This is a genomic window from Pseudoxanthomonas gei (assembly GCF_010119615.1).
In the GTDB taxonomy this organism is placed as follows: domain Bacteria; phylum Pseudomonadota; class Gammaproteobacteria; order Xanthomonadales; family Xanthomonadaceae; genus Pseudoxanthomonas_A; species Pseudoxanthomonas_A gei.
Window position 1 is genome coordinate 26761 of sequence record NZ_QOVG01000003.1, and the last position, 22482, is coordinate 49242.

A 22482-nucleotide genomic window follows, 5' to 3' on the forward strand; every position below is an offset into this window, starting at 1 on the left:
TTCAGGGGATGAATCAATCTTCCGCGCCACAGTCTTCCGTCCAGCACAAGCGGCTCATTGACCGCAGGCCCTCACGGCGCGCACTGACGGTGCTTGGCGTACTTCTGGCCGCAGTTGTAGTGCTGGTCATCCTCTTCGACTGGAACTGGCTAAAGGGGCCGCTGGAGAGAACGGTCCAGTCGCGCACCGGCCGTGAGTTCAGGATCGGGGGCGACCTGGATGTGGACCTGGGCCGGATCACGACGGTAACCGCCGACAAGGTACGGTTTGGAAATGCCTCCTGGTCCAAGCAACCGGCCATGGCGGTCGCCGACCGCGCCGAGATCGATTTCGAACTGTGGCCGCTGGTCTTCAAGCGCCAGGCCCGCATCCCCGAAATCCGCCTGTCGTCCCCGGACGTGCGCCTGGAAACCGGTCCCAAGGGCGTGGGCAACTGGGTGTTCGGCGACCAGTCCGGCGACAACCCAATGCAGTTCCGGCGGATATGGATCGAGCAGGGACGCCTGCGATTCCTCAATGCGGCAAAGAAAACCGACATCGATATCTCGGTTAACAGCGCCCCGGGTACCGCGAAGAACACCTCCCCGCCTATCGACATCAAGGGCAAGGGTCGTTGGACCGGCAACCCGTTCACCTTGTCAGGCCGGGCCGAATCGCCGCTCGAACTGAGCAACAACACCGAACCTTTCAGCATCGATCTCAAAGCCAGCGCGGGCGCCACCAATGCCCATGCCCGTGGAACGCTGATCGATCCGTTCCGCCTGCGCGATTTCGACCTGCGTCTTGCCCTCTCGGGCAAGAACCTGGAAGACCTCTATCCCCTTATCGGCATCGCCACCCCGGCTACGCCGCCCTACAAGTTCGATGGACAACTGACGCGCGAGAAGAACACCTGGCACTACGACCGCTTCAAGGGCATCGTCGGTGACAGCGACCTGGCTGGTTCCGCAGCGGTGACCACCGGTCGCGAGCGACCCTTGCTGGTGGCGAACCTGGTCTCGCAGCGACTCGATTTCGACGACCTGGCCGGTTTCATCGGCGCTCCTCCGCAAACCGGCGGCAGCGAAGCGACCAATCCGGAACTGAAGGCGCAGTCGGTGAAGCTGGCGGCCGATCCACGCGTGCTGCCTGATGCGCCGTACAACCTGACCAAGCTGCGGACCATGGATGCCGACGTGCGGCTCAAGGCCCACCGTATCAATGCGCCCAGCCTGCCCATCGATGACATGGATGCACATCTCAAGCTCGAGGCCGGGATATTGCAGCTGGTGCCGCTCAATTTCGGCGTGGCAGGAGGCGATATCCGCTCCACCATCCGCATGGATGCGCGCGAATCGACGATCCGCACCAAGGCGCAGATCTCCGCGCGCCGGCTTGACCTGTCCAGGCTGTTCCCGGACGTGAAACTGACCCGGGATGCCGTTGGCCGGGTGGGTGGCGATATTGCGGTGACCGGTACCGGCAACTCCATCGCGGCCATGCTCGGCAGCGCCGACGGCGACATCGCCCTGGGCATGGGCAAGGGCCAGATCAGCAATCTGCTGATGGAACTCGCCGGCATCGATATCGCCGAAGCGTTGAAGTTCCTGATCACCAAGGACCGCAAGGTGCCGATCCGCTGCGCATTCGGTGACTTCTCGGTGCGTGACGGCCTGATGCAGTCGCGGGCGCTTGCTTTCGATACCGCCGACACGATCATCGTGGGCAGTGGACAGGTCAGCCTGAAGAATGAAACCCTGGACCTTGAACTGCGTCCGCGGCCCAAGGATCGCAGCATCCTGGCGCTGCGTTCGCCGCTGGTGCTTGGCGGCACGTTCAAGGACCCCTCCTTCCGGCCCGACTTCAAGCGACTTGGGTTACGAGGTGCACTGGCCCTGGCGTTGGGCAGCATCGCGCCACCGGCCGCATTGCTGGCAACACTGGAGCTGGGTCCGGGCAAGGACAGCGGCTGTGGCGGGAAATACGCCAAGTAGGCTCAACGCAATAGGCAAGCCCAGTAAGCAATTTTGCCGGGTGCAGTCGTCACCGCTGGCGGGACTTGCTGTTCCCTCTGCGCGCCTTAGGCCGGCTCAACTGGCGATATAACGCTGCAGCTGATCGAGCTGGGTCTTCTGGTCCTCGATCACCGCTTTGACCAGGTCGCCGATCGAGATCACGCCGATAACTTCGCCGCCGTCCACGACCGGCAGGTGGCGAATGCGGTTTTCGGTCACCAGCTGCATGCACTGCTCGACGGTGTGCCGTGGCCCCACGGTGATGACCTCGGCGGTCATGATCTCGCGTACAGAAGTGTCCGACGACGAGCGCCCGTGCAATACGACCTTGCGCGCGTAATCGCGTTCGGAAATGATGCCGGCCAGCCGGGAGCCGTCCATCACCAGCACCGCCCCTACGCCCTTCTCGGCCATCAACCTGATTGCATCGAAGACAGAATCGCCTGGGGCGACGGCGTGGATCTCAGGCGCCTTGCTTTCCAACAACTGTCGTAGCGTGTGCATCAGTATCTCCTTTCGCGCCGGGATGCAGGGTAGAGAATACTCCTCCCGCACCCGGTTGCCAGACGTCCACCAGGTACAGCGGCCGCTGCTTGGATTCGTCATAGAGGCGACCCAGGTATTCACCGATCAGGCCAAGGGCCATCAGCTGTATGCCGCCCATGAAAAGGATAACCACCATCATCGTGGGCCAGCCGGCCACCGGGTCTCCGTACAGCGCTGCCTTCACGATGATCCACACTGCGAAGACGAACGCGGCGAATGCGGTCAGCAGGCCGAAGTAGGTGGCGACGCGAAGCGGCGCGGTTGAAAAACTGGTGATGCCTTCCAGCGCGAAATTCCAGAGCTTCCAGAAGCCGAAGTTGCTGTGGCCGGCCACGCGCGGATCGCGCCGGTAAGGGATCGCGACCTGCCTGAAGCCGACCCAGCCGAACAGACCCTTCATGAAACGATGGCGCTCCCTGATCTGCCGCAGCGCGGCAACCGCGCGCTCCGACAGCAGGCGGAAATCCCCCGTATCGGCGGGAATCGGGGTTTTCGACAACTTGCCGATCACGCGGTAGAAGGCCGCGGCCGTCGCGCGCTTCAGCCAGCTCTCGCCCTGGCGCTGGATGCGCGTGCCGTGCACGTCGTCATAGCCTTCACGCCACTTGGAGACGAACTGCGGGATCAGTTCCGGCGGGTCCTGCCCGTCCGCATCCAGGATCAGCACCGCGCCCTCGTCCACCTGGTCCAGTCCCGCGGTAAGCGCAAGCTCCTTGCCGAAGTTCCGTGACAGGCGCAACAGCGACACGCTTGGATCCTGGCGGGCCAGCCGTTGCATGGCGTGCCAGGTATCGTCGCTGCTGCCATCGTCCACGTAGAGCACGCGGCCGTCGATGCCATCCAGCCGTTGCAGCACCTCTGCAATGCGGACATGGAGCGTGGGCAGGCTTTCGGCCTCGTTGCGGGCTGCCACGATGACCGTCAGGCGTTGCGAAGGCTCGGGCATGCTCAGTCCAGTGTCTGCAGGTAGGCAGGCCCGCCGATCTGGCGGACCTGGCGTTGGATCCAGTTCGCGCGACGCTGCACGAACGGACCCGGACGGGCCACGCTGTAGCGGCGCGGCGCCGGAAGCACGGCGGCCAGGCGTGCACTCTCGGCCAGCGACAACTGCCGTGCATCCTTGCCCCAATAACTGCGCGCGGCCGCCTGGGCACCGTAGATGCCATCACCGAATTCGGCGATGTTGGCATAGACCTCCAGGATGCGGGTCTTGGGCCACAGCAGCTCGATGAGCAGGGTGTACCAGGCCTCGACGCCCTTGCGCAGCCAGCTTCGTCCCTGCCAGAGGAACAGGTTCTTGGCGACCTGCTGGCTGGCCGTGCTGGCGCCCCTGACCTTGCGGCCCTTGGCATTGTTCACGCGGGCCTTTTCGATGGCCTTGAAATCGAATCCGCGATGGGTCGCGAAGTTCTGGTCTTCGGCGGCCACCATGGCCACCGGCAGATTGGCGGAAATTTCATCCATGTCCCGCCAGTCGTAGGCAATCCGGAACTTCATGTCGCCGGCAGCCCACGCTTCGAACTGGCGCGCCGCCATGAAAGCCGAGAAGGGGGGATCGATGAAGCGCAGGGCTGCCACCTGCAGGATGCTGGCCGCGGCGATTAAGAATGGAAGCGCGAGCAGCCAGCGCAGCCACCGCCTTCTTTTGCGTGCTGGCAGGGCGGTTTCGATATGCAGGCTCCCGTGGACGACCACCCGTGGGCGATCTTGATCTGGCCCAATGTTAACCTTTCACACATCCGCGACAGCACAGCGGCAGAGGCGCGAATGAAAGAACAGGATCAAATTGCCGCCCTTATGACCCAGGCCGACCAGCTGTCACAGCGTGGCCAGCACGAAGCCGCGGTCAGCCGCTGGATGCGCGTCCTTGAACTGGAGCCGGACTACCCGCCAGCCCTCAATTTCATCGGGGTCAACAGCATGTTGCGCGGCGACCTGGCGGTCGCGCTCGAGTACCTGCAGCGCGCGGTTTCAGCGGCCCCGGGGTTCGCCATGGCCCATGCGAACCTGTCGCGGGTACACGGCGCGCGCGGTGATACCGCCGCATCGCTGGCTTCGATCAACGCGGCGATCGTGGCCGATCCCACCGCATGGGGCGCCCATATGGAAAGGGCGAGGCTGCTGGAAGGCCTGGGCAGGACCCGGGATGCGGCGGCCTCCTGGGCGCGCGGGCTTTCCTATGTCCCGGAAGCAGTCGCCCAGTCACCGCAACTGCAGCCGATGTTCCTGCAGGCCCGCAAGGCTGTCATGCATAACCAGGCCATGCTTCGGGAGTTCATCGAAGATCGTCTGCATGGGGCGGCAGGCAGGGGCAACCATCAGGAGCTGGAGCGATTCCAGCATTGCCTGGACATCGTCACCGGGAGGCGCGAGTTCGTCACCGCAAGGCCGCTGGTGCTGCCTTATCCAAGACTGCCGGCCATCCCCTACTTCGACACTTCCCAATTCGAATGGGCCCCTGCGGTAGAGGCTGCGTTCCCCGACATCCTGCGCGAGCTGGGCGTCCTGCTTGAACAGCCCCAGCGTTTCGTTCCCTACGTCCAGACCCAGCCAGGTGAGCCTACCGGCCAGTTTGACGCCCTCGATCGCAGCATGGACTGGGGCGCGCTTTTCCTGTGGAAGAACGGAAAGCGACTGGATGCCAACGCCGACCTGTGCCCACGCACGGAGGCGGCCGTGGGCCTTGCGCCGCAGAACACGATAGCCAACCGCGCACCGGTCGTTTTCTTCTCGGCGCTCAAGCCGGGAACCCATATCCAGCCGCACAACGGCGCGACCAACACCCGGCTGACCGTGCATCTGCCATTGATTGTCCCTCGTGACTGCGGGCTACGCGTGGGCGGCGAAACCCATGTATGGAAGCCGGGGAAGCTTGTCGTATTCGATGACACCATCACCCACGAAGCCTGGAATCGTAGTGACGAGCTCCGCGTGGTGCTGATCTTCGACATCTGGCACCCGATGCTTACTCCCCTTGAACGCGAGCTGGTGGCCCATACAGTTGAGAGCATGGTCGCCTTTTATGACGACGGCGCCGATCTGGGAGAACTGTGAGCGACACCTACGACCACCAGACGCGATTCCTGCTGCCACGGGCTGGGGTACGCGGCGTTTGCGTGCAGCTGGAAGACACCTGGCGCGACATCCTGGCTCATGCCGATTATCCTGCCACCGCCCTCGGGCTGCTTGGCCAGGCCTGCGCAGCGGCGGCACTGTTTACCGGCCACGCCAAGGTCAACGGACGCCTGTCCTTGCAACTGCGAAGCCGCCGTGCCCTGCGAACGTTGTTTGCCGAATGCACTGCGCAAGGTACCTTGCGCGGCATCGCCCAGCTGGAAGAGGGCCAGGACGCGCCGCCGGACCTGCAAGCGCTCGGCAGCGACGCGTTGCTGGCCATCACTATCGAGAATCCGGGGCTGGATCCGTCGGCACCGCAGCGATACCAGAGTCTGGTCGCGCTGGAGGCGGCGACGCTTTCGGAGGCATTCGCCGACTATTTCCGCCAGTCCGAACAGCTGCCGACCCGCCTGATGCTGGCTGCCAATGGCGACCGCGCCGCCGGGTTGATGCTGCAGAAGCTGCCAGGTGACGAAGGCGACCGGGATGGGTGGAACCGTGCCGGTGCCCTATTTGACACCCTGGGCGCGGGGGAGCTGCTGGACACTCCTGCGGAAGACCTGCTGTATCGCCTCTTCCACCAGGAAGAACCCAGCCTCCTGGCCCGGCGCACCCTTCAATTCGCCTGTTCATGCTCACGTGAGCGGGTCGGCTCCATGTTGCATTCCCTTGGACCCACCGAAGCCCGGGCAGCGGTGGTCGGTGAGCGGGCCGAAGTGCGTTGTGAGTTCTGTGGGCGGCGTTACCTGTTCAGCAAGGAGGAGATTGAGGAACTCTTTGCCCTGCCTCTGGTCGGATTGGTCGCTCCAGAACGCCTCCAGTAGCCCCGTTGGGTTAGCTGGACTTGTTAAATAAACATAAACCGAATAGCATCAGACCCCCTTGGGAGGGGAACTCCACAGCGGAGTTGGGAGTCTTACCGAGCCATGAAACTGCGTCCTCACCTGCCGTTTGCCCTGCTGCTCGCCTTTGGCGTGGCCGGCGAAGCGCATGCGCAGGCCAGGACGCAGCCCTCCAAGCGGGATTCAACGGTCTTGCCGGTGTGGAACAACACCAGCGGCAAGGTAGAGGCCGTACTTCTTCTCGAGCCCACCGGCGAAGCTTCCGCTGGCGCTCGCTGGAAATTGGGCAACAACACGCTTGGCGCGGCTTTTGGCCTGGAAGCCGGCGACTCGCTTGGCCTGGTTTGCAATCGCCAGAATGGCGCAGTGAGCAGCATCGGCAACCTGATCAGCAACTGTGCGGTAGCCGAACTTACCGACGACAACGATGGGGGCAGCCAGCGCATCAGTGCCGCTGCCTCGCTCATCCGTCCCGGCGGCAAACTCGGCGTATCGGCCGGAACAGGCCGTGACACCCTGCCTGCCTGGCTGTCCAACAATCCCGGCGCGCGCGTAGAACAGAATGACCTTGCGGTCTTCGGCCAGAAGAACATCGGTCGTGAGGGCTTCGTAAGAATAGGCGGCGCAGTGGCCCGTGCACGACTGGTACCAATTGCCGACGTTCCGGCCATGGCCGACCGCTGGAACAGCAAGACCTTGAGCCTCGGAGGCGGTTTTGGAGCCTTCAGCGCCAATATCGTTGGCCGTGTAGTCGACGTTCCGGGCCAGCCGGGCAAATGGGAAGGCGTCGGCCTGGGCCTGACCTGGCGTACGCCATGGAGCGGCCAGCTGACCGTCGGCGCCGAGAATGTCGTAACTCGTGGCAAGAATCCGTTCTCGCCCGCAAATGAAAACAGCGATGAAGGCACCGTGCCTTATGTCCGCTATGAGCAGGACCTGTAGCACCGACCCGATCGAGCTGCATTCGACCCGGATGTGTTTTCAAGCTGCTTTCCGTATCCAGATAGTGGGCATTCCTATCACTCGATGTAAGTCACCCAGGCGCCCCGGAACCTTCGTTCCAGCTCGCGCGCGCCTGGAATGCGAGCCCAACCATCAAGGAACGTGGATGCATGTTGATTGAGCGGCGCCTCCAGCAAATAAGGATCCTTCAACAGGACGGAAAGTGGGCGGAAGCCCGTCGCCAGCTAGACGGGATGATTGCCGAATTTCCAGTGAATCCATCCATTCGCCGCGCGATGGCGCTGCATGCGTCCGGCTCGGGTCAGGCAGCACTTGCCCTCGAGCATATGGAAGTCGCTTTGCGCCTGGCGCCTGATTCAGCGGATCTCCAATTTCAGCTTGGCTGCCTGCGGGCCCATGCGGGCAAGTACCCGGAGGCCCTGGAGCTATTCCAGAAGACCACGGCGCTCATGCCCTTGCATGCCGATAGCTGGTACTTCCTGGGCATAACGCTGTTGCGATTGAAACGGGATATGGAAGCCTTGTCCGCCTTGCGCAATGCGCATCGCGTCGATCCAAGCCACCCCAAGGCGCTGCGTGCGTTGGCCGACCTCGAGTTCCGCATAGGTTACCCAGTCGACGCGCTGCCCTTGTTCCGTGAGCTGATGCGCCTCGATCCCGATGACATCGACGCCTGCCTCAAGAACAGCGAGACCTTGAGCCGCCTGGGTTTTCACGACCAGGCAATCGCCCTATATCAGGCAGCGCTACGAAGGCAGCCTGCGGTAGCGGACCTGTGGATGGCACTGGCCCAGGCCGAGGAAGACAACGATGACCGCGAAGCAGCCGAACAGGCCTACTCGCGTGCCCTCGAATTGAAGCCTGGCTGGGCGTTTCCAGTCAGTGGCTTGCTGGGCCTCAAACGCGGCGGCGCTTCCGAAGCACTGGTCCGGCGAGCGGTGGAGATGCAGGCTGACCCGATGCTCCCGGATCCGGATCGCGCGTTGATCGGGTACGAGCTCGGCAAGGTATTTGATGGCCGAAGCCAGCATGCCATGGCAATGGCCAGCTGGGATGACGCCAATGCGGCACGCAAGCGCCTGATCGGCGAACCAGATCTCCCGCATCTTTATTCAAGTGTCGATCGCACCGTGGAGCTCTTCCGCCGGGAGTTCTTCGCAAATCACGGCCTGAGCGGCAGCCAGGACCAGCGCATGGTGTTCATTGTCGGAATGCCGCGGAGTGGAACCACCCTTACCGAGCAGATAATCGCAAGCCATCCACAAGCGCATGGATGCGGCGAATTGCCAGACCTTGCCCTGATCGTCCGGAACATCCCCGTGCAACTGGGTATACGCGCGGGATGGCCCGAGTTCGTGACATCGATGACGGAATCCACCCTGCAGGAGTCGATAGCGCGCTACACACAGGCCGCCACGCGCCATGCACCTGCCGCTGCGCTTCGCCTGGTGGACAAGGCGCCACTGAATTTTTACTACCTTGGCTTGGTGGCAATGATGTTCCCGCAGGCAAGGATTATCTGGTGCCGGCGGGATCCCCGCGACGTCGCGGTGTCGATCTATGGCGAGAATTTTGCGCTGGAAGAAAAGATCGCGACCAGCTGGTCCGGTATCGGGCACTACATCAACCTGCAGGAAAGACTGATGCGGCATTGGCAAGCCGTCCTCCCCTTGCCCATTCTGGAATCCAGCTATGAATCCCTGGTTTCTTCGCCTGAAGAACAGGCGCGGAGGATCATTGATTTCACAGGGCTGGAGTGGGATGCAGCATGTCTTGACTTCCACCTGAGCGGACGCGGGGTACAGACTCCAAGTCGATGGCAGGTCAAGCAACCCATGCATACCCGTTCGGTGGGGCGCTGGCGCAACTATGAGGCAGAGCTCGCACCGCTGTTGGACGTCCTTGACAACCCTCCTGCCTGATCCCGGCAACCGTGCTTCAAGGATTCAACGGCTGCAGTGATACGGCCCAGCCCAGTGTTCCTTCCGCTTGCGCTATCGGCTCGCAAGCGATGCTGTGGTCTGGCCTTGCAACCTGGAACACCTCCATCAGCTCTTTGAGCCGCTGACTGTCCACCGCGTGTTCGACCAGCTCTGCGGCACGCAGCTCTGCAGCGCAAAGCCCCTGCCGGAGTTCTTCTAGCTGCGCCAGTTGCGGACCTGCACCACCGGCACCGATGCCAGCCAACAGCGAATGCACGGATGCACGCATCTCTATCAGCAAATCAGGCGCAGGACTGGCGTCTATCAATCCGCTGATGTGGCCTGCGGCACGGTTGTACGCCTGCTTGCTCCTAGCAGCCTCATCACCCTGCGCCAGATCAATCCTGCCAGCGCGAGCATGTGCAATCCATGGCATCACGAGCCGGGCCGAATCGAGCAAGCCTTCGGTGCTCAGCAACAATGCAAGATGCCTGAGCTCTTCGCGGCCCACCCGAACGATGACCGAATCCGGATGATGCATTACGAATGCCGCGCCCGCGCCTGGCTTGGACACTCTTGATATCTCGTGCAGAGCCTGGGGCCACCGTGCGTACTCCAGGCCGAATTGACTGACGACAAAGTCAAACGTGGAATCGGCGAAAGGCAATTGCTCCATTGCCACGCCCGGGTGGAATGCGATAGCAGGATGCAGGGTTGGCTGATACCAGCTGGGCGCCACTTGCGCGAAGTCGACCGCATCGATCCGGACGTCGTTCTGGCCGTGCGTGAGCTCCCACAACAACAGGGGCAAGGCACCGTTGCCCGTCGCCAGGTCCAGTACCCGGCACTCACGCGGCAATGATTGGAATCTCGAGCGCCAGAATTCGCCAATCACGCCTGAATAGTTGCGCTCAAAACTGTCGGCGCAGGAATGCAGGGCACCTGCGCTCCAGTAGGTGGACCACGCCCTCTGGCGTGCGATTTCAACGGAGTTGTTCATGGCGACATTGTGCCGTCGCAGACAAAAAAAAGAAGGGCCCCGTTACCGGGGCCCTTCGATTTCAAACACTTGCCTGTTGTTGCTTAGAACGTCTGCACGTAACGGAAGTACGTGGTGCGGCCGTAGGCGTCATACAGGTAGAAGTTCCACGGACGACCCGAGTAGGCGATCAACTCGGGGTAACGATCACCCACGTTGTTGGCGCCGACCGAGATGCGGGCATTCCACGGGGTCTTGTACGAGAACTGCACGTCATTGGTGGCGTAACCAGCATAGTCACCGTTGGAGCCGATGAAGTTGGTGTTGAAACCCACCGAGAAATCACCGTATTCCCAGGTGTTAGCCAGGTTGATACGGAGATCCGGTGCGCCACCCAGGTCAGTCTGCTCAACCAGGCGACCGGTGAGGTCGGACACCTCGAAGTTCTTGATGTAGGAAACCATCAAGTTGTTGCGCATCTTGCCCATGCCACCGAAATCGAAGTCCGTGTTCAGGCGGAAATCGAGGCCCGAGGTCTTGAGCAGACCACGGTTGGCATAGCCAGTCGTGATTTCATCAAGCGAGCCATCGGGACGCAGGGTCGCGCCCAGGCCAGCCGGGCATGCACCGTAGGTAGCGGGGTCACGCGTACAGTCGACGATGTTCTGTGCGGTGTACTGGGAGATGGAATCCTCGACCTCGATGTTGTAGTAGTCCAGCGACATGTCCAGCCAATCGGTCGGGTCGTAGACCACGCCGAAACCGTACTGCTTGGACTGCTCCGAGGACAGGCTCGGGTTCGCGATCGAGAAGCTGTCGACCTGGATCGAGCAACCCGGAACATCACCACCAGCAACGCAAGAGATGTCGTCGGTGACCGGTTCGGCCGAGAAGGTCAGCTTCTGGGTCAGGATGTCGAGCTGCGGGGCACGGAAGCCCTGGCCGTAGGAAGCACGGAAGGTCAGGTTGTCCAGCGGCTGCCAGCGCGCAGCGATCTTCGGCGAGAAATCGGCGCCGTAGTCGCTGTACTTGTCATAGCGACCTGCAAGCGTGATGTCGAAGCTGCTGGTGAACGGGAACAGCCACTCGAAGTACGCGGCATAGACGTTGCGCGTGCCACCGGACGAGTTACCGGCCGAACCCAGCACGGTGCCCGACTCGGACAGGGAGTCGTACTTGTCGTAGAACAGCTCGTCGCGATATTCCGCGCCGACCACGGCGTTGGACACGCCACCGCCCATCTCGAACAGGTCGAAATTCACGGAGCCGAAGATTTCTTCGGTCTTGAAGCGCGAATCACGGCTGATGGTGACGGTGAAGCCCTGCAGCACGGCCGGATCGGCTCCGAACGGATCGCTCAGGTTGTAGGAACCATTGTTGGCAGCCGCATTGGCCAGGCTGCCCAGCACGTAACCACGGCCGACGTCGCCGTACTTGTAGTCGGTACGACGGATGCCGAAGTCGACGCTGACCTTGTCGTTCAGCTGACCCTGGAAGCCCACCAGGAAATCGGTGTTGGTGGTGTCGGTCAGGCCATCGCGGTTACCCGCGGCGGCGAAGCGGTGGTAGAAATAGGTCGGTGCGCCGTCGCCCTTGTAGATGTCCTGCGGGCTGCCATCTTCCACGCGCACGATGCCCGGAACCGGAGCATAGCGGCCGAAGGTGTTGACCTTGGTGACATTGGCGGTCATGTAGACCGACCAGTCATCATTGATCTCGTACTCGCCACGGGTGAACACCGACTTGTTCTTCACCGAGGCTTCGTTGGCTGCGACGCTGTTGAAGTCGAACGAGCAGCGACCGTTTGCCAGCATGTAGAAGCCATCGCTGTTGCAAGCAAAGCCCGGAACCGCGCGTGCACGGCCAATGGCGCTGTCGTAGAAGTTGTTGCCGTAGATGGAGACGCCGCGCGAACCGCCACCGATCTGGTCGCGGGTGAAGACCATGCCGCGGCTCGAGAACGATGCGCCGCCGATCAGGCTGCCACGGTCGCCGGAGATGCCGAAGGTGACGGCGCCATCTTCCAGATCGCCGCCGGTGACCTTGGTCTGGCCAACGCCGTAACGCAGTTCGGCGCCGTTGAAGTCCTTGCGCAGGATGATGTTGACCACGCCGCCGATCGCGTCGGAACCATAGATGGCGGACGCGCCATCGGACAGGATCTCGATGCGCTCAACCGCTGCAAGCGGGATGGCGTTCAGGTCGGTGCCGCTGGAAGCGGACATCGGGTTGGTCGGGGCGCGGCGGCCGTCGATCAGGACCAGGGTACGGCCCGAACCAAGACCACGCAGGTCGACCGAAGCCAGCGACTGTGCGGAGCTGCCGGACTGGGGCTTGAAATTGCCGAACGAAGCAAAGGTGCTGTCACGCAGCACGTCGGCAACGGACACGTCGCCGCTGGCGTCGATGGTGGCGCGGTCGATTACGACGACCGGCAAGGCACCTTCGATTTCAGCGCGCTTCAGGCGCGAACCGGTTACTTCAACGCGGTCAAGGGTCTTGGCTTCGTTGGTTTCGGTTTCCTGTGCAACTACATTTCCGGAAACCAGCGTCGCCACGCTGGCGAACAACGCGAACTGGATCGCGCCTGGCAGCTTCTTAAGGTTGGTCATTTGATGCTCTCTCTCAAGGTCGAGTTGAAGACCAGGTCGCTAGGGACCCAAGCCAAATAAACAGACGCGAAACGGTGCTGCGTCTGGTGGCCGAAGGATAACGCAATTTTTACGCCGATGGATACCGTGGCGCCAAGCGCGTGCTTTTTAGCGCTATACCCCATTTAAAACAATGACTTACCTTGTTACTTTTTTGTGATGCGATAGTGCTTTGGCCTATTCATCTATATGCGGGGCGCAATCCGGGCTGAATGTACCGCCAACTTCGGATAACCGGTCCGGACGTGGGTTATTCGAGAATTGAAAGGATATGACTTGCTTCCTGCTGCAGTCGCGGCGGCATGCCGTCGCCATAACTGGCCAGGTAATCCCCGATTTCCAGGAGCTCGGCCTTCCATTCTCCCGGATGGAAGGCAAACAGTTCCTCTGCTGCTTCCGCAGAAAGCGCCAGGCCTTCAAGGTTGAAGTCGGCCTTGGCGGGAAACCTTCCCACGGCAGTTTCTTCGGCGCCTACCCTGCCCTCCACCCGCTCGATCATCCACTCGAGCACGCGCAGGTTCTCGCCAAACCCCGGCCACAGGAACTGGCCATCGGCGCCTTTGCGGAACCAGTTGACGTGAAAGACCTTGGGCAACTGCGCGCCTGGCTTCTCGAAACCCAGCCAGTGGGTGAAGTAGTCGGCGAAGTTGTAGCCGCAGAACGGCTTCATGGCCATAGGATCGCGGCGCATGACGCCGACCGCGCCGGTGGCGGCCGCGGTGGTCTCCGAGCCCATGCTGGCACCAACCAGGACACCGTGGGTCCAGTCGCGCGCTTCGAACACCAGCGGCACGAGCGATGGACGGCGGCCGCCGAACACGATCGCCGAGATCGGCACGCCCTGCGGATCTTCCGCACGTGGCGAATAGCTGGGGCACTGCCGGGCCGACACAGTGAAGCGTGAGTTGGGGTGTGCAGCCGGCCCGTTGGCAGGGTCGTACGCGCGGCCCTGCCAATCCAGCGCCGGCGTTCCTTCCAGGCCTTCCCACCAGGGCTGGTTGTCCTGGGTCAGGGCGACATTGGTGAAGATGGTGTCGTGGCTGATGCAGGCCAGCGCATTGGGGTTGGAATTGGCGGAGGTGCCCGGTGCCACGCCAAAGAAGCCGGCCTCCGGATTGATGGCATACAGGCGGCCATCGGCACCCGGCCGCATCCAGCAGATGTCGTCGCCCACCGTCCATACCTTCCAGCCGGCGTCGCGATAGCTTTCGGGTGGGATCAGCATGGCCAGGTTGGTCTTGCCGCACGCGGAAGGAAAAGCGGCGGCGATGTAATGGGTTTCGCCGCGCGGGTTCTCGATGCCGACGATGAGCATGTGCTCGGCCAGCCAGCCTTCCTGCCGCGCCTGCCAGGATGCAATGCGCAGCGCGTGGCATTTCTTGCCCAGCAGGGCGTTGCCGCCGTAGCCGGAGCCATAACTCTTGATGCTCAGCTCTTCCGGGAAATGCATGATGAAGCGGCGGTCCGGATCCAGCTCTCCGGTCGAATGCAGTCCTTTGACGAAGCTGCCTTCGGTTTCAATGCGCGTTAGCGCGGCGGCGCCCATGCGGGTCATCATGCGCATGTTGACCACCACGTAGGGCGAGTCGGTGATCTCCACGCCGCAGCGCGCCAGCGGGGAATCGATGGGACCCATGCAGTACGGGATGACGTACAAGGTGCGCCCGCGCATGCAGCCGGCGAACAACTCATCCATCTTGCGGTGACCGTCGGCAGGCGCCATCCAGTGATTGTTGGGCCCGGCCGCGTCCTTCTCGCTGGTGCACACGAAGGTCAGATGCTCCACGCGCGCCACGTCGCGCGGATCGGAGCGATGCAGCCAGCTGCGCGGGTGGGTATCGGGGTTGAGCGGCAGCAGGCTGCCGTCCTTCTGCATCAACTCCAGCAGCGCCGCGTACTCGGCGTCGCTGCCATCGCACCATTGCACTGCATCGGGCCGGGTCAGGGCTGCGGTTTGCGCGACCCAGTCATTCAAGCGGGCGAGGCGGCTGCGCGCTGTTTTATTTTCATCCACGGATGAAATCGCTGCGTTCATTGATTGCCCTCCCAGGCCGACCTGTGTCTTGACGAATGCGGGCGACAGTTTACGCGGGGCGGTAGGCGGGGTGGGACCGCAGTACCTGCCGGATGCTTGTGGAAACGTTATCAATCCCTGGGTGGACGCAAGGACAGGAGCAGGAAGGTCTGCGATGTACACATATGAGTCAGACGCGCGCGACATGCCGCGCAGCCAACGTTGCGTTCGCACAGAAAAACAGGCACATCACATCCGCGGAAGCGCTTCAGGGAAGACACACTCGCTCGCCATCCATCGCCGGCTTGTCTTCCTGCGCCTCGGATGCGCATCGACGCAGCGTGGTCCGGCGGCAGCGGACGGGCGACTCTCGGTGCAGGCGGTCGGCCGTGCCGTTATTCCAGCCTGAGCTCGCCGTCGCCCGAAAAGGTTTCGATGCGGATCTCGCCCTCTCCCTTGCCGTAGCGCGCGTTGAAGCTGGAGCCCGGCCCGTGTTGTGGCTTCTCGATCTTCGCGCCCGGCGCCTTCAGGTCGCCGCTGAAGCTTTCCCCTGAGACCTGGGCCGAAAGCGTCCGGGGCAGGACCAGCAGCAGGTCCCCGCTCACGCTTTCCAGATTGATCTCGCCCTTCGCTGCCAGCCCGGCACGCAGCCGGGCATTGCCACTGACGGTGCTGGCGGAGAGTTCGCGCACGCGTTCCCCATTGACCGATACGTCGATATTGCCCGAGACCGTTTCGGCCTTGATCTCTCCATTCATGCGTCCGCGCAATTGCACGTCGCCGCTCACCGTCTGGACGTCCACGCTGGCGCTGTTGACGGTGAGGCGCAGCTGGCCACTGACGCTCTCCACGTCAACCTCGCCCGGCGCCGCCGCGACCTGGACATCGCCGCTCACGCTTTCAATGGACAGCCTGGCCGGCGCCACGCCGGACACGTCGACATTGGCCGAGACTGAATCCAGGTCGAGATCGGCGCGCACCGGGACGGTCAGCTGCAGGTCGGTGGGTCCGGATCTTCTGCTCCCCCAGCCACCGCTGCTCGGATACTTGACCTTGATCACCAGGTGCCTGGCATCGCCCTCGATCACCAGCTTCTCGACGCCGTCGCCGAGCGTGCCGGCAATCTTCACCTCGGGCCGGTCCCAGGCACGGACCTGGATCCGGCCCTTGATGTTTTCCACCTCGATGCTGCCCTGGCTGTCCAGCGGACGGGTCTGGTTGATCGGCGTGGTGGCGCCCGCGGCAACCGACAATGCCGCCAACGGAAGCAGGAACAACGATGAAAAGGCCAGGTGGCGCATGCGAATCTCCTCAGGTAATGACCGCGCGCTGCGTCAACTGCAGGCGGCGTGCGTAGGTGCGGCGAAGTTGTTCAAGCAGGAAGGTGGCGTGGGGGTCGCGATCGATGGCCGCAAGGATCTGCGCGGCACTGCGATCAAGCTCATCGAAAGCGCCATGCATTTCGGGCCGGGTATCGGCCTGCTGCAGGCGCGCTATCGCATTCTCGTAGGCCAGGCTCATGGAGACGGCCTGCTGGCGCACGACCGGGCTGCCATCGCGGCCGGCGCGGTTGGCCTGGGGCAGCATCTGCGAGGCCACGACCACTGCCAGCAGCAAAGACGCAGCCATTGCCCACGGCGCGAACCTGCGTGGGCTGTCACGGCGCGGCGTTACCACGGGCGCCTGCGACACCTCGGCAAGGCGCGTGGCGATGCCCGGCCACAGGTCGCTGCCCGGTTGCTGCTCCCTGCGCAATTCACGCAGGCGCCAGCGGAGCGCTTCGTCATCGTGCGTGTTCATGCCTCACCTCCCAGACGTCCGCGCAGCAACTGCCGCGCGCGATGCAGCTGTGCCTTGGAACTGCCGACCGCCATGCCCAGCTCTCGGGCGATCTCCTCGTGTTTCCATCCTTCCACGTCGTGCAGCACCAGCACCGCGCGCGCCCGTGGCGGCAACGTGGCGACGGCGCGCTCCAGGTCCATGGACAGCGCGGTGCCATGGCCGGCGGAGTCGGCCAGGCCCAGGTTGTCGAAGACGTCCTGGTCTTCGTCGAATCGCGGACCGCTGCGGCGGCTGCGCAATTCCATCAATGCGGTCGTGACCGCCAGCCGATGCAGCCAGGTGGAGACGGCGCTTTCGAAACGGAATCCGGGCAACGCCTGCCAGGCGCGGACGAAGGCTTCCTGGGTCAGGTCCTCGGCACGCACCCCGTGCACCCCGACCAGGCGCACGATGACGCCATGCACGCGACCGGCATGACGGCGATAGATCGATTCGAAGGCACCGGTATCACCGGCGGCGGCCGATCGGGCCAGTTCGGCGTCGCAGGCCGCGGCCACCTCTGCGGCAGTCGAATCGGTGATCACGTCGGTCATGGCGGTGGTCAACATGGACACTGGGATGCCGCAGGCTGCGGCAGGGTTTAAAGCGCTACGCCGATCGCGGCCCGCAAGTCACGGCGGTGCTGGTCCGGGGAACGCCTGGCCGAGCGACTGGTCCGAGTGCCTAGTCGGGGATCAGCGTGGTGATCACGTGTTCGACGTAGGCTTCGAATTCTTCCAGGTGCAGGCGCGGCTGCTGCAACTGCAGGGCCAGCTGCAGGAAACCCAGGTAAGCCGAATAGGCCAGGCGGGCGCGGTGCTGGGCCTCGGTGCGGGCCAGTCCCGCCTGGCGGAACGAGGCCACCAGGTATTCCAGGCGGCGCTGGGAGACACGGTTGATCACCGGCTGCACGGCCGGATGGTCCAGCGCCTTCAGCAGTTCACTGTAGATGACATGCGGCTTGACCTCATGGGCGACCAGCAGGAACAGCTCGCGCAGGCGCGCCCGTGGATCGGGCACGGCCTCCAGGCTGCCGAACACGCTCTCCTGCTCGATCGCTTCCCAGCGTTCCAGTGCCGCCTGCAGGAGCGCGTCACGGGACGGGAAATGCCAGTAGAAACTGCCCTTGGTGACACCCAGCCTGCGGGCCAGGGGCTCGACCGCCACCGCGGCCACGCCCTGCTCGGCGATCAGGTCCAGCGCTGCCTGGGCCCAATCTTCGGCGCTGAGACGCGCGGCGCGCGGCGAAGCAGGCGGGGCAGGCACGGGGGAGGGGGGGTGCGATGTGGTCATGGCTGCATTTAACCATACGCAGGAGTTTGTTGCGGTATGTTTCATGCGGCAATGCCGCCCCGACGAACTTCCCCGCTGAGGTGATGAATATCGGCCGACGTCGTCCCCGAACCGATTGACTACTCTAAATCCATCGATCCATACTAGCCCGTATGGTATTTCCTGCACCCCTGCAATCGCCTGCTTCCGCACTGCCCCCCCAGGCAAGGATGCTGGTGGGTGCCGGCGGCCTGGAGCTGGCCTCCACGGCCTTCCCTACTTCCGCAGCGCTGCAGGGTTCCGAAACGCTGGTCTATGCCCATGGCTTCGGACAGACCCGGGGTGCCTGGCAACGCAGCGGCGTCGCCCTTGCAGCGGAAGGCTACGCGGGGGTGTCCTACGATGCGCGCGGCCATGGCGAGTCGCAGCGCAATCACATCGACCTGCCTTACGTGGGCGCGCAGTTCGCCGATGACCTGATCATCGTCGCCGGCGAAATGGTGCAGCCGCCTGTACTGGTTGGCGCATCCATGGGCGGGCTGTTCGGCATGATCGCCGAAGCACGCTGGCCCGGTCTGTTCCGCGCCATGATCCTGGTCGACATCACCCCACGCTGGGAAGAAGCCGGCCTGCAACGCATCCTTGGTTTCATCACCGCGTTTCCCCAGGGCTTCGATTCGCTGGAACACGCCGCCGACATCATCGCCGCCTACCTTCCGCACCGGCGCACGCGCAAGAATGCCGGCGAGTTGCGCGAACTGCTTCGACAGGGCGAGGACGGCCGCTGGCGCTGGCACTGGGACGCGCGCCTGGTCGAACTGGTGCGCGACTGCACCCAGCACCAGGACGACCTGGCCGAAGCCGCACGCGCACTGCGCTGCCCGGTGCTGCTGATCAGTGGGGGGCGCAGCGACCTGGTCTCGGCCCGCACGGTCGAGGAATTCCAGGCGCTGGTCCCGCACGCCAGGCACGCGCATCTGCCTGACGCAACGCATATGCTGGCCGGCGACGACAACGACACATTTACCCAGACCGTGCTCGAATATCTTGCCGATCTGCCAGCGCAACACGCCGAAACCTTTCCCGCCACCCCACTGCCCGCAGACGGCACGCCTGCCGTGGGCGAACCTGCCGTCACCACATCCGTACCCGGAGTCATCGCATGAGCATCGTCGCCCCCTTCCTCGCCTTCCTGCTGGCGGGTGCGTTTGCCGCCTACCACCGCATCCGGCTCGCCTACTGGGCCGCGATCACCGCCAGCCTGCTGGTGGCGTGCTGGCTGCTGGGCGCCAACCCCACCGCCACCCTCGTGGCCGCCGTGCTGGTCGCGCTGATCGCCGTGCCGCTGCTGATCCCCGGCATCCGCAAGCCGCTGCTGACCTCGCCGCTGCTGAAGTTCTTCCGCAAGGTGCTGCCGCCGCTGTCGCAGACCGAACGCATTGCTCTGGAAACCGGCTCGGTCGGCTTCGAAGGCCAGCTATTCACCGGCGACCCGGACTGGAGCCAGTTGCTGGACCAGCCCAGGCCGCAGTTGACCGCCGAGGAACAGGCGTTCCTGGATGGCCCGGTGGAAGAACTGTGCCGCATGACCAACGACTGGGAAATCACCCACGTCCAGGCCGACCTGCCACCGGAGCTGTGGGCCTTCATCAAGAAGAACCGCTTCTTCGGCATGATCATCCCCAAGGAATATGGCGGCCTGGGCTTCTCGGCGCTCGCCCACCACAAGGTGATCCAGAAGATCGCCTCGATCTCCAGCGTGGTCAGTTCCACCGTCGGCGTGCCCAACTCGCTGGGCCCGGGTGAACTGCTCAACCACTACGGCACCCAGGAACAGAAGGACTACTACCTGCCGCGCCTGGCCGTGGGCGAGGAAGTGCCCTGCTTCGGCCTGACCGGCCCGTTCGCAGGCTCCGACGCCACTTCCATCCCCGACTACGGCATCGTCTGCAAGGGCGAGTGGAATGGCGCGCATGTGCTTGGCCTGAAGCTGACCTTCGACAAGCGCTACATCACCCTGGCCCCGGTCGCCACATTGATCGGCCTGGCCTTCCGCATGTACGACCCGGACGGCCTGATCGGCGACACCCGCGACATCGGCATCACCCTGGCACTGCTGCCGCGCGATACGGATGGCGTGGAAATCGGCCGTCGCCACTTCCCGCTCAACTCGACCTTCCAGAACGGTCCCATCCGTGGCAAGGACGTCTTCATCCCGCTCAGCCAGCTCATCGGTGGCGTGGAGAAGGCCGGCCTGGGCTGGAACATGCTCAATGAATGCCTGGCCGTTGGCCGTTCCATCACCCTGCCTTCCACCGGCAGTGGCGGGGCCAAGGCCGGTGCCGTGGTGACCGGCGCCTATGCGCGCATCCGCAAGCAGTTCGGCCTGTCGGTCGGCCGCTTCGAAGGCGTGGAAGAAGCACTGGCCCGCATCGGCGGCAAGGCCTACATGATCAGCGCGCTGTCGCAGGCCACCGCCGCGGCGGTGGACCGCGGCGACGTGCCGTCGGTGCCGTCGGCCATCGCCAAGTACCACTGCACCGAGATGGGCCGCGAAGTCTCGCGCGACGTCATGGACGTGATCGGCGGCAAGGGCATCATCCTGGGGCCGCGCAACTTCGCCGGCCGCGCCTACCAGGCCGCGCCCATCGCGATCACCGTGGAAGGCGCCAACATCATGACCCGCAGCCTGCTCATCTTCGGCCAGGGCGCGATCCTGTGCCATCCGTGGGTGATGAAGGAAATGAAGGCGGCCGGCAATCCCGACCACGCGGCGGGGCTGGAGGAATTCGACCGCAACCTGTTCGGGCACATGGGCTTCGCCATTTCCAACGCGGTGCGCTCGTTCTGGTTCGGCCTGACCGGCGCCAGGATCGGCGCGGCGCCTGGCGACGCCTATACCCGTCGCTACTTCCGCAAGCTCGACCGTTATTCGGCCAACCTGGCATTGATGGCCGACGTGTCCATGCTGCTGCTGGGCGGCAAGCTGAAATTCAAGGAATCGCTGTCGGGCCGCCTGGGCGACGTGCTCAGCCACGTGTACATGACCAGCGCGATGCTGAAGCGCTACCACGACGAAGGCGCACCGGTCGCCGACCAGCCGCTTCTGGCCTGGGCCTTCCACGACAGCGTGCACAAGATCGAACTGGCCCTGTCGGGTGCACTGCGCAACTTCCCGATCCGCCCGGTCGGCTGGCTGCTGTGGGCGCTGGTGTTCCCGTGGGGCCGCCGCGCCGAAGCGCCGAGCGATCGCCTGGGCCACCGCGTTGCTGCCCTGCTGATGACGCCGAACGAGGCGCGCGACCGCCTGGCCGAGGGCGTGTTCCTGACCCCGTGCGCCAACAACCCCGGCGGCCGCATCAACAGCTACCTGGCCAAGGCCATCCTGGCCGAGCCGGTCGAGCGCAAGTTCATCAAGGCGCTGAAGAACAGCGACATCCAGGCCCTGGATTTCGCCTCGCAGCTGGACGAAGGCGTGCGCGAGAACTGGATCACCACTGAGGAGCGCAGGCAGTTGGAAGAACTGCGCGAGATCACCCTGGAGACGATCACCGTGGACGACTTCGACGTGCACGAGCTGCGCTCGGCGGCCTACTACGACAAGCAGCGTCCGCAGGAAGGGCAGTCGCGCGAAGCGGCGTGATGGCGTTGCCCCTCCCCTTGCGCAGCCCCCAAGGGGACTTGCTGCGCGGCGCAGGGGGAGGCTGGGAGGGGGTGCTCTTGGCGCTGACTCCCAGATCTTCGATCTTTTACAACAAGATCAAAAGCAACCCCTCCCCAGCCCTCCCCTGCTTCGCAAGGGAGGGGGAAAAAAGCCAGGCCTGATACCTGATGAGCGCCTCCGTCCTGCAGCTCTACGACAAGCTCACGCGCCTGCCCTTCGGCCACTGGCTGTTCTCGCGCGCAGTCTGCTTCAAGGCACCCTACTTCGGCAGCATCAAGCCGCGCATGACGGTGCTGGAACCCAACCGCGCCGAGGCTACCATCGCCCACCGTCGCAGCATCACCAATCATCTCGGCACGGTGCATGCGATTGCGCTGTGCAACCTGGCCGAGTTCACCGGCGGGCTGATGACCGACGTCAGCATTCCCGCCTCGATGCGCTGGATCCCAAAGGGCATGCAGGTGGAATACCTGAAGAAGGCCGTGGGCACCCAGCGTGGCGTGGCCACGCCGGAATTCCCGCCGCGCCAATCAGCCGAAGGCTATGAGCTGCCGGTCAACGTGGTGGTGACCGATCCACAGGGCGAGGCCGTGTTCAAGGCGCGCATCTCGATGTGGGTCTCGCCCAAACCCGCCAGGAGCTGAGGGCTCACGCCTCACGCTTCAATCCTGAGCGCTGACGGCTGACGGCTGACGGC

The 22482-nt window shown here is 63.7% G+C and carries 18 protein-coding genes; 8 read left to right on the forward strand and 10 right to left on the reverse strand.

Features of this window, described 5'->3' with window-relative positions:
• The first annotated feature begins 8 nt into the window (after window positions 1-8).
• The gene (locus DT603_RS05165; protein ID WP_162348805.1) at window positions 9-1973 is read left to right on the forward strand and encodes an AsmA family protein; all 1965 of its coding nucleotides are present in this window, start codon (window positions 9-11) and stop codon (window positions 1971-1973) included.
• A 96-nt stretch (window positions 1974-2069) separates the two neighbouring features.
• Here DT603_RS05165 and DT603_RS05170 read toward each other — a convergent pair whose 3' ends face one another.
• Genes DT603_RS05170 through mtgA form a run of 3 tightly spaced genes read right to left on the reverse strand, consistent with a single transcriptional unit; the run spans window position 2070 to window position 4217 of the window.
• Window positions 2070-2498 (reverse strand): CBS domain-containing protein, encoded by a 429-nt coding sequence (locus DT603_RS05170; protein ID WP_162348806.1) that lies wholly within the window; start codon window positions 2496-2498, stop codon window positions 2070-2072.
• On the reverse strand, window positions 2458-3486 hold the full coding sequence (locus DT603_RS05175) for a glycosyltransferase family 2 protein (protein ID WP_162348807.1): 1029 nt from the start codon (window positions 3484-3486) through the stop codon (window positions 2458-2460). The genes DT603_RS05170 and DT603_RS05175 overlap by 41 nt, the downstream gene beginning before the upstream one ends.
• A gap of 2 nt (window positions 3487-3488) precedes the next feature.
• Window positions 3489-4217, reverse strand: a complete 729-nt coding sequence (mtgA, locus tag DT603_RS05180; protein ID WP_246191622.1) for a monofunctional biosynthetic peptidoglycan transglycosylase — start codon at window positions 4215-4217, stop codon at window positions 3489-3491.
• A gap of 6 nt (window positions 4218-4223) precedes the next feature.
• Here mtgA and DT603_RS05185 point away from each other — a divergent pair, with 6 nt between their 5' ends.
• The 4 genes from DT603_RS05185 (at window position 4224) to DT603_RS05200 (ending at window position 9384) form a co-directional block, all read left to right on the forward strand.
• Entirely contained in the window at window positions 4224-5594 is a 1371-nt protein-coding gene (locus tag DT603_RS05185; RefSeq protein WP_162348808.1) for an aspartyl/asparaginyl beta-hydroxylase domain-containing protein, read from the forward strand.
• Window positions 5591-6481: an Hsp33 family molecular chaperone HslO gene (gene hslO, locus DT603_RS05190; protein ID WP_162348809.1), complete on the forward strand. Its 891-nt coding sequence runs from the start codon at window positions 5591-5593 to the stop codon at window positions 6479-6481. The genes DT603_RS05185 and hslO overlap by 4 nt, the downstream gene beginning before the upstream one ends.
• A 102-nt stretch (window positions 6482-6583) precedes the next feature.
• On the forward strand, window positions 6584-7441 hold the full coding sequence (locus DT603_RS05195) for an XOO1806 family protein (RefSeq protein WP_162348810.1): 858 nt from the start codon (window positions 6584-6586) through the stop codon (window positions 7439-7441).
• A gap of 170 nt (window positions 7442-7611) precedes the next feature.
• The gene (locus DT603_RS05200; protein ID WP_162348811.1) at window positions 7612-9384 is read left to right on the forward strand and encodes a tetratricopeptide repeat-containing sulfotransferase family protein; all 1773 of its coding nucleotides are present in this window, start codon (window positions 7612-7614) and stop codon (window positions 9382-9384) included.
• A gap of 16 nt (window positions 9385-9400) precedes the next feature.
• Here the strand turns inward: DT603_RS05200 and DT603_RS05205 are convergent, their stop codons facing one another.
• The 7 genes from DT603_RS05205 to DT603_RS05235 all read right to left on the reverse strand — a co-directional run bounded on the left by DT603_RS05205 (window position 9401) and on the right by DT603_RS05235 (window position 18142).
• Window positions 9401-10384: a class I SAM-dependent methyltransferase gene (locus DT603_RS05205; RefSeq protein WP_162348812.1), complete on the reverse strand. Its 984-nt coding sequence runs from the start codon at window positions 10382-10384 to the stop codon at window positions 9401-9403.
• Between the two features lie 83 nt (window positions 10385-10467).
• Window positions 10468-12975, reverse strand: a complete 2508-nt coding sequence (locus DT603_RS05210) for a TonB-dependent receptor plug domain-containing protein (protein WP_162348813.1) — start codon at window positions 12973-12975, stop codon at window positions 10468-10470.
• Between the two features lie 289 nt (window positions 12976-13264).
• The gene (locus DT603_RS05215; protein ID WP_162348814.1) at window positions 13265-15049 is read right to left on the reverse strand and encodes a phosphoenolpyruvate carboxykinase (GTP); all 1785 of its coding nucleotides are present in this window, start codon (window positions 15047-15049) and stop codon (window positions 13265-13267) included.
• A gap of 374 nt (window positions 15050-15423) precedes the next feature.
• Window positions 15424-16329: a DUF4097 family beta strand repeat-containing protein gene (locus tag DT603_RS05220; protein ID WP_162348815.1), complete on the reverse strand. Its 906-nt coding sequence runs from the start codon at window positions 16327-16329 to the stop codon at window positions 15424-15426.
• A 10-nt stretch (window positions 16330-16339) separates the two neighbouring features.
• Window positions 16340-16828, reverse strand: a complete 489-nt coding sequence (locus DT603_RS05225) for a hypothetical protein (RefSeq protein WP_162348816.1) — start codon at window positions 16826-16828, stop codon at window positions 16340-16342.
• Window positions 16825-17403, reverse strand: coding sequence for an RNA polymerase sigma factor (locus tag DT603_RS05230; RefSeq protein WP_162349110.1), 579 nt, complete (start codon window positions 17401-17403; stop codon window positions 16825-16827). The genes DT603_RS05225 and DT603_RS05230 overlap by 4 nt, the downstream gene beginning before the upstream one ends.
• Before the next feature lie 130 nt (window positions 17404-17533).
• Window positions 17534-18142 (reverse strand): TetR/AcrR family transcriptional regulator, encoded by a 609-nt coding sequence (locus tag DT603_RS05235; RefSeq protein ID WP_162348817.1) that lies wholly within the window; start codon window positions 18140-18142, stop codon window positions 17534-17536.
• Window positions 18143-18294: 152 nt separating this feature from the next.
• Between DT603_RS05235 and DT603_RS05240 the strand changes: the two genes are divergently transcribed.
• The 3 genes from DT603_RS05240 (at window position 18295) to DT603_RS05250 (ending at window position 22429) form a co-directional block, all read left to right on the forward strand.
• A complete protein-coding gene (locus DT603_RS05240; protein ID WP_162348818.1) occupies window positions 18295-19287 on the forward strand; it encodes an alpha/beta fold hydrolase in 993 nt (330 codons plus the stop codon).
• Window positions 19284-21764: an acyl-CoA dehydrogenase gene (locus tag DT603_RS05245; RefSeq protein ID WP_162348819.1), complete on the forward strand. Its 2481-nt coding sequence runs from the start codon at window positions 19284-19286 to the stop codon at window positions 21762-21764. The genes DT603_RS05240 and DT603_RS05245 overlap by 4 nt, the downstream gene beginning before the upstream one ends.
• A gap of 188 nt (window positions 21765-21952) precedes the next feature.
• Window positions 21953-22429, forward strand: coding sequence for a hotdog fold domain-containing protein (locus tag DT603_RS05250; RefSeq protein ID WP_162348820.1), 477 nt, complete (start codon window positions 21953-21955; stop codon window positions 22427-22429).
• Window positions 22430-22482: the final 53 nt, after the last annotated feature.

Excerpts from the sequence above, each read along its gene's own strand:
- DT603_RS05205 (WP_162348812.1), bottom strand. The coding sequence starts at position 10,384 with ATGAACAACTCCGTTGAAATCGCACGCCAGAGGGCGTGGTCCACCTAC.
- DT603_RS05210 (WP_162348813.1), bottom strand. The coding sequence starts at position 12,975 with ATGACCAACCTTAAGAAGCTGCCAGGCGCGATCCAGTTCGCGTTGTTC.
- DT603_RS05200 (WP_162348811.1), top strand. The coding sequence starts at position 7,612 with ATGTTGATTGAGCGGCGCCTCCAGCAAATAAGGATCCTTCAACAGGAC.
- DT603_RS05220 (WP_162348815.1), bottom strand. The coding sequence starts at position 16,329 with ATGCGCCACCTGGCCTTTTCATCGTTGTTCCTGCTTCCGTTGGCGGCA.
- DT603_RS05235 (WP_162348817.1), bottom strand. The coding sequence starts at position 18,142 with ATGACCACATCGCACCCCCCCTCCCCCGTGCCTGCCCCGCCTGCTTCG.
- DT603_RS05240 (WP_162348818.1), top strand. The coding sequence starts at position 18,295 with ATGGTATTTCCTGCACCCCTGCAATCGCCTGCTTCCGCACTGCCCCCC.
- DT603_RS05170 (WP_162348806.1), bottom strand. The coding sequence starts at position 2,498 with ATGCACACGCTACGACAGTTGTTGGAAAGCAAGGCGCCTGAGATCCAC.
- DT603_RS05250 (WP_162348820.1), top strand. The coding sequence starts at position 21,953 with ATGAGCGCCTCCGTCCTGCAGCTCTACGACAAGCTCACGCGCCTGCCC.
- DT603_RS05165 (WP_162348805.1), top strand. The coding sequence starts at position 9 with ATGAATCAATCTTCCGCGCCACAGTCTTCCGTCCAGCACAAGCGGCTC.
- DT603_RS05225 (WP_162348816.1), bottom strand. The coding sequence starts at position 16,828 with ATGAACACGCACGATGACGAAGCGCTCCGCTGGCGCCTGCGTGAATTG.
- DT603_RS05215 (WP_162348814.1), bottom strand. The coding sequence starts at position 15,049 with ATGAACGCAGCGATTTCATCCGTGGATGAAAATAAAACAGCGCGCAGC.
- DT603_RS05245 (WP_162348819.1), top strand. The coding sequence starts at position 19,284 with ATGAGCATCGTCGCCCCCTTCCTCGCCTTCCTGCTGGCGGGTGCGTTT.
- DT603_RS05230 (WP_162349110.1), bottom strand. The coding sequence starts at position 17,403 with ATGACCGACGTGATCACCGATTCGACTGCCGCAGAGGTGGCCGCGGCC.
- DT603_RS05195 (WP_162348810.1), top strand. The coding sequence starts at position 6,584 with ATGAAACTGCGTCCTCACCTGCCGTTTGCCCTGCTGCTCGCCTTTGGC.
- DT603_RS05175 (WP_162348807.1), bottom strand. The coding sequence starts at position 3,486 with ATGCCCGAGCCTTCGCAACGCCTGACGGTCATCGTGGCAGCCCGCAAC.